This is a genomic window from Okeania sp. SIO2B9, from assembly GCF_010672505.1.
GTDB classification, from domain to species: domain Bacteria; phylum Cyanobacteriota; class Cyanobacteriia; order Cyanobacteriales; family Microcoleaceae; genus Okeania; species Okeania hirsuta.
Genome location: NZ_JAAHGK010001448.1, coordinates 1 through 1,780 on the forward strand (window position 1 = coordinate 1; position 1,780 = coordinate 1,780).

The window sequence follows — 1,780 nt, forward strand, 5'->3', positions numbered from 1 at the left end:
TTATTCTTTGCCCTCAATAAATTGAATATCATCTACTAACAAAACATCGGCAGTTCGATAATGTTCTCTAAAACTTTGGAGGCTATCTTTACGAATAGCAGCAATTAAATCATTAGTAAACTTTTCCGTAGAAACATAAAATATTTGAGAATCAGAAAAAATATCCAAACGATAATGACCTATAGCTTGCATTAAATGAGTTTTTCCTAAACCTACTCCACCACATAAAAATAAAGGATTAAACTCTCTTCCTGGAGATTCTGCTACTGCTAAAGAAGCTGCATGAGCCATACGATTATTCGGACCCACAACAAACCTAGAAAACATATATTTCGGATTTAGATTTGCTGGTTTAGGCTTTTGATTAGATAAACTTTCTGAAAGATCGGCAACCTTATTTTCAGACCATATAAGTTCTGAATTATCTTTACCCACACTTTCTCCCACTGTCGTAGTTAGGTAAATTTCTACAGGATGACCGAGAATATCATGTACAACATCAGCAATAGTTTTTACATAGTATTTCTGTAACCAATTTCGAGCAAAAGGGTTAGGTGTACAAATTACCAAACAATTATTTTCTAGTTGTTGGGCATTGGCTGTTTTAATCCATGTTTCAAAAGTAGGTCGGCTTAATTGTAATTGCAATCTTTCTAAAACTTGGTTCCACAAATTATCAAGAGAAATTTCCACTGCTAAGCTCTTTTTATATGAATACAAATAAAAATTAATTAAATATTTAAAGAAGGTCGTAGATTGTAGGTCGTAGTTCGTAGGTGGTGAAAAAAGCTTACCGTGCTACTAAAACCCACATTCCGCACCACAAAATGTAGCAACCGAAGAAGGAGTCAGGAGACAGGAGACAGGAGACAGAATTTTAGAAGAAAATTATAGCTGCCGTGATTGAGTCATCATCAGAGCAAGTATTTATGCGTAAATTTTTTACTAGGAATTTGATCAACGAAAAAAGTATTGAGATGATTTGCATAGTATAGATGATTTGCATAGTATAAATACTTACCAAGCTACAGATTCATATACTACTTTTAATGATACGCTCTTGAAGTGCGGAATGTGGGCTAAAACCTAACACCTTCTGATTAACCCTAACTAAAGTTGTAGACAATGCGCGTGAGTTGTGGGGTTAATAACCCAATTTTTAACTGCGGTGTGCTACACCTACAAGCTACTACCTACAAGCAGAAAGAAGGGTAGGGAGGATAAATTAGTAAATCAAAATTTGGGACTGAGAATGATCAAATAAGTTAGTTAATGAAGTATAGGAATGAGAATAAATTAAAACCGGATCAAATTAATATAGTAAAATTAGCAATTAAAGCTGCTCAGACAATCCAGTAAAAGGTTAATATTAGCATCTAACTAACTCAAAAACCCGACATTGAAAGTGGGCTTACTTGCTAGAGGAGAATTTGATCGACAAAGCTCTATCGGAAATATTGAAAGAGGACTCCTGCTATAATCGCGAGATTTAGCGGTGAGACGAGGCGTAGAAACTGCCTGGGTTTCCCACGCAGACAGCCCCTAATGAATTTCAATCCACAAATTAGAGCCGAGGGCTAATCAATCCAGTCTCAGTTATGATATAGTTATTAACGTTTAATTTTCAACCTTTGATGACTTTAACTTACCAGTACAAACTTAAGCCAACTAGACAGCAAGAAATAGATATTAATCATATTCTTGATGTTTGTAAGAGTGTGTACAATTACGCTTTGAGAGAGCGTAAAGACTGGTGTGTTTCAAGAAAGTCACCAATAGA

General features: G+C 35.1%; 1 protein-coding gene and 1 pseudogene. One reads left to right on the forward strand and one right to left on the reverse strand.

Annotation, left to right across the window (positions count from 1 at the left end; all coding sequences use genetic code 11):
- A pseudogene (locus tag F6K13_RS31590) lies at positions 1-693 on the reverse strand (DnaA ATPase domain-containing protein); the annotation flags it as partial.
- 941 nt (positions 694-1,634) lie between these two features.
- Here F6K13_RS31590 and F6K13_RS31595 point away from each other — a divergent pair.
- Positions 1,635-1,780, forward strand: a 146-nt coding sequence (locus tag F6K13_RS31595) for a helix-turn-helix domain-containing protein (protein WP_353735744.1), incomplete at its 3' end; no start/stop codon positions are given.